This is a genomic window from Blautia sp. MSK18_10 (genome assembly GCF_020553185.1).
GTDB classification, from domain to species: domain Bacteria; phylum Bacillota; class Clostridia; order Lachnospirales; family Lachnospiraceae; genus Blautia_A; species Blautia_A wexlerae.
Genome location: NZ_JAJCGT010000093.1, coordinates 1 through 2,079 on the forward strand (window position 1 = coordinate 1; position 2,079 = coordinate 2,079).

Here is a 2,079-nt window from a genome sequence, read left to right on the forward strand (position 1 = left end):
CTCTAAAGAGCAAACAGTAGTGGTGCCATGGATGCACCCTGAAAAAAGGCGGTATCCCGCCTTAATTCAGATGCTCTGGTAACTCAGTTACCGAGTAATTCACTGGGTACTTGAGTCGGAACCTATGAATATAGCTGGTCGGAACAAATAATCATAAGATAAATATACGAATCTGTATGTGTTAAGGGATACCCAGTTAAAGCAATGTAAGCACAGTAAGGAGAGATTATGAAAACAACAACATTACTTATCATGGCGGCCGGAATCGGAAGCCGATTTGGAACAGGAATAAAGCAATTGGAACCGGTCGATGATACTGACCATATCATCATGGACTACTCAATCCATGATGCGATTGAGGCTGGATTCAACCATGTAGTATTTATTATCCGTAAGGATATTGAGAAGGAGTTTAAAGAGGTCATTGGTGATCGTATTGCTTCTGTCTGCTCCGCTCATGATGTAACTGTAGACTATGTTTTCCAGGATATTAAGGATATTCCGGGAACTTTACCGGAAGGTCGTACAAAGCCGTGGGGAACCGGACAGGCTGTACTTGCTGCAAAGAAGGTTATCAAGACTCCCTTTATTGTGATCAATGCGGACGATTACTATGGCAGGGAAGGATTCAAGGCTGTTCATGAGTATCTGATGAATGGTGGCAAGTCCTGCATGGCAGGCTTTGTGCTGAGTAACACTCTGTCTGATAACGGCGGTGTGACTCGTGGTATCTGCAAGATGGATGAGAATGGAAACTTGACTGAGATTGTAGAAACTAAGAATATCGTGAAGACTGCAGATGGCGCAGAAGCAGACGGAGTGTCTGTTGATGTGAATTCTCTGGTTTCTATGAACATGTGGGGGCTGACACCGGAATTCCTGGATGTGCTGGAGAACGGATTTAAGGAGTTCTTTGATAAAGAAGTACCGAGCAATCCGCTAAAGGCTGAGTATCTGATTCCTGTATTCATCGGTGAGTTGTTGAATCAGGGAAAGATGTCGGTGAAGGTTCTGAAAACCAACGATACCTGGTATGGTATGACCTATCACGAAGATGTCGCATCTGTGAAAGACAGCTTTAGGAAGATGCAGGAGAATGGTGTGTACAAAGCTGATCTGTTCAGTGATCTGTAAACAATGATGAAAGAAACAATTGATTTACTCGGAAAGATCCTCAGTAACATCCTGACTGCTCTCTACGAGCCGTTTGGTTTTTCACTTCTGCTTTCATTCCTTGCTATGTTTTTCTATCTATATGCTTATAAACCTATCGAAGCAGGAAAAGGCTGGAAGAATGCTATGGTGACATGGTACAGGGAGTTCAAAGAGAGTATGTTCTTCAGAAAATTGTTTTTCTTAGCCTTTGTAACTTCCCTTATTCTGTTCCGGACATTATTGAATCGAAACCTGTGGATGAACCCGTTGTCTAATGTTATGGGTGGCTGGGGCATCTGGGAGATAGTAAATGGAGAGCAGCAACTTACCACGGAGTGCATTGAGAATGTGCTTATGATGCTCCCGTTTTCAGCAGTAGTGATGTGGACGTTTCATGGCAAAGCAGGCAATGGTTGGAATAATATATTGTGGCTAAGTGGGAAGATAGCGTTCGGTTTTTCTTTGATGATAGAGATATTGCAACTGCTATTACGGCTCGGCACATTCCAATTATCAGACATCTTTTACAACACAGTTGGTGGAGTGCTTGGAGGTATGTGCTACTGGGGAATAATAAAAATCAAGAAAGGTCTGTAAAAGAAAAAACTTCATGGTGTACTGGGAAAGGTTAAACGTTATGTTTGGTTATACATGGAGCAGACACTATGAAATATCTTGATTTACGCTCTCTTTTGATCCACTTTTACACTGAATATTGCCTCACATTGGGGTCTGACCCCATGAAATACCAATAAAGAAAATAAACCGGGATTAAAAGTTCTATAAAAGAAACATAAAATATCTTGCAAAAACTTATCATGAGTGATAAAATCTCATAAATGAGTTATCAGAGATGGGATAGGGAGATAAGCAAATGCAGGAGAACATGAAAGAATACCTGACAGAAAAGGAAGCCAGGGAAAA

The 2,079-nt window shown here is 41.5% G+C and carries 2 protein-coding genes; both read left to right on the forward strand.

Features of this window, described 5'->3' with window-relative positions; all coding sequences use genetic code 11:
* Positions 1-228: 228 nt before the first annotated feature.
* On the forward strand, positions 229-1,134 hold the full coding sequence (locus LI074_RS16890; protein ID WP_173698446.1) for a sugar phosphate nucleotidyltransferase: 906 nt from the start codon (positions 229-231) through the stop codon (positions 1,132-1,134).
* A gap of 3 nt (positions 1,135-1,137) precedes the next feature.
* On the forward strand, positions 1,138-1,752 hold the full coding sequence (locus LI074_RS16895) for a VanZ family protein (protein WP_201927500.1): 615 nt from the start codon (positions 1,138-1,140) through the stop codon (positions 1,750-1,752).
* The last annotated feature ends 327 nt before the right edge of the window (positions 1,753-2,079 follow it).